Annotated in this window: 3 protein-coding genes; all 3 read left to right on the forward strand. The window is 30.3% G+C overall.

Annotation, left to right across the window (positions count from 1 at the left end):
* Nucleotides 1–151 precede the first annotated feature (151 nt).
* The 3 genes from VXP95_RS15420 to VXP95_RS15430 all read left to right on the forward strand — a co-directional run bounded on the left by VXP95_RS15420 (nucleotide 152) and on the right by VXP95_RS15430 (nucleotide 1,523).
* Nucleotides 152–448, forward strand: a complete 297-nt coding sequence (locus VXP95_RS15420; protein WP_004647749.1) for a type II toxin-antitoxin system RelE/ParE family toxin — start codon at nucleotides 152–154, stop codon at nucleotides 446–448.
* A gap of 1 nt (nucleotide 449) precedes the next feature.
* On the forward strand, nucleotides 450–740 hold the full coding sequence (locus tag VXP95_RS15425; protein ID WP_005093398.1) for an addiction module antidote protein: 291 nt from the start codon (nucleotides 450–452) through the stop codon (nucleotides 738–740).
* Between the two features lie 198 nt (nucleotides 741–938).
* Complete coding sequence (locus tag VXP95_RS15430) at nucleotides 939–1,523, forward strand: hypothetical protein (protein ID WP_416712352.1); 585 nt, start codon at nucleotides 939–941, stop codon at nucleotides 1,521–1,523.
* Nucleotides 1,524–1,571 lie beyond the last annotated feature (48 nt).

Here is a 1,571-nt window from a genome sequence, read left to right on the forward strand (position 1 = left end):
GTGCTTGACTTGGAAATGTCCATATAGGACATTTCTATTTGGTTATTAGGTAGGACATTTCTACTTGGGAATAACATAATGGATGTTCGTATAGATTACTTGCATATTGTATTCGATCGAATACAATATAGTGAGAAGAGAAGGAATCCTCATGATTGAAATTAAACGTCTGCCAGAATTTGATGAATGGTTGGATGGCATTAAAGACAATATGACCCGTATCCGTCTGAATCGTCGATTAGATAAGGTTCAACGTGGAAACTGGGGAGACATTAAACCTCTCCAAGATGGTGTTTGGGAAATGAGAGAATTCTTCGGTTCTGGATGGAGGATGTATTACATCCAACATGGTGACGTTGTGATTGTAATGCTTGGTGGTGGAGATAAATCAACTCAACAACAAGACATCGATCGTGCAGTCAAACTATCGAAAACGTTGGAGGATTAAAATGGTTAAAGTAGCTGATTTACCAAGTTTTGATATGGCTGAGTCACTCAAAACTGAAGAAGACATTGTGATGTATCTCAATATGGTTCTTGAAGAGAATGATCCAGCTGAATTAGCTCATGCACTTGGTGTTATTGCTAAAGCTCGTGGCATGACTCAAATCGCTAAAGAAGCAGGAATTGGGCGTGAGGCACTCTACAAAGCCCTACGTCATGATTCAGCACCACGTTTTGATACGATTAATCGTGTAGTGAATGCTTTAGGCTTAAAACTCACAGTACAACACGCCTAAAACTTTAAAAAATATAGTAAAAATGGGAGCTAAAGGCTCCCATTTTTAGATTCGTATAACGTGTATTATGTTAATTTTAGGAAATCTTTAAGAAATTATCTAGTCTTCGTTATCATACTAGACTAAATCCTAGGTCTAGTAAGTTAAGTAAAGCCTACTTTTCATAGAAATAGAAAAATATTATTAGTTGAGAAAATAATGATTGAAATATCTAATTTTATGGGTAATAAGGATAAAAAATATTATGGAGTATTTTTTTTATTTGGTTTCTTTTTAGTTTTATTTGTTTCAGTCTATTGCTCTATAATTCAAACAACAAAATATAGTTTTATTTTTTATTTTATTAAATACTCTATTTTTTATGGGTTTATATTTTTTATACCTTTCATTTTTTATATACTTAATCTACTAAAAATAAAAATAGAAAAAAATTTATATATATTTTTTGTTGGTATTTTTTTAATTTTGATGTTAATTTTTTTTAATATTCTTGATATAAAAGAAAAGAGAATCTATCAATCAATAAATATTGAAGAAATGGAGAAAAATTTAATTATAGATAAATTTACCCTTCAAGGAAATACTTACGTTTTAAAGGGAAGAACGCCAACACGTTATGGTATACCTCAAGTTATTAAGATAAAAAATAATGAAAAACTATTATTCCAATGCCATTTAGTAAATATAAAGTGCCCATATATCTCAAGTGGAAAAAACAATCATAAAATTTATATGATTGAGTATTATATAACATCGGCTTTGTTGCACAAACCTAGCCTATAAGGTTTATTCAGTCCTATAATTTCAAAATGAATAAACATACTCCTAAAA

It is taken from the genome of Acinetobacter sp. 226 (assembly GCF_048147925.1).
Taxonomy (GTDB): domain Bacteria; phylum Pseudomonadota; class Gammaproteobacteria; order Pseudomonadales; family Moraxellaceae; genus Acinetobacter; species Acinetobacter pecorum.

Excerpts from the sequence above, each read along its gene's own strand:
- VXP95_RS15420 (WP_004647749.1), top strand. The coding sequence starts at position 152 with ATGATTGAAATTAAACGTCTGCCAGAATTTGATGAATGGTTGGATGGC.
- VXP95_RS15430 (WP_416712352.1), top strand. The coding sequence starts at position 939 with ATGATTGAAATATCTAATTTTATGGGTAATAAGGATAAAAAATATTAT.
- VXP95_RS15425 (WP_005093398.1), top strand. The coding sequence starts at position 450 with ATGGTTAAAGTAGCTGATTTACCAAGTTTTGATATGGCTGAGTCACTC.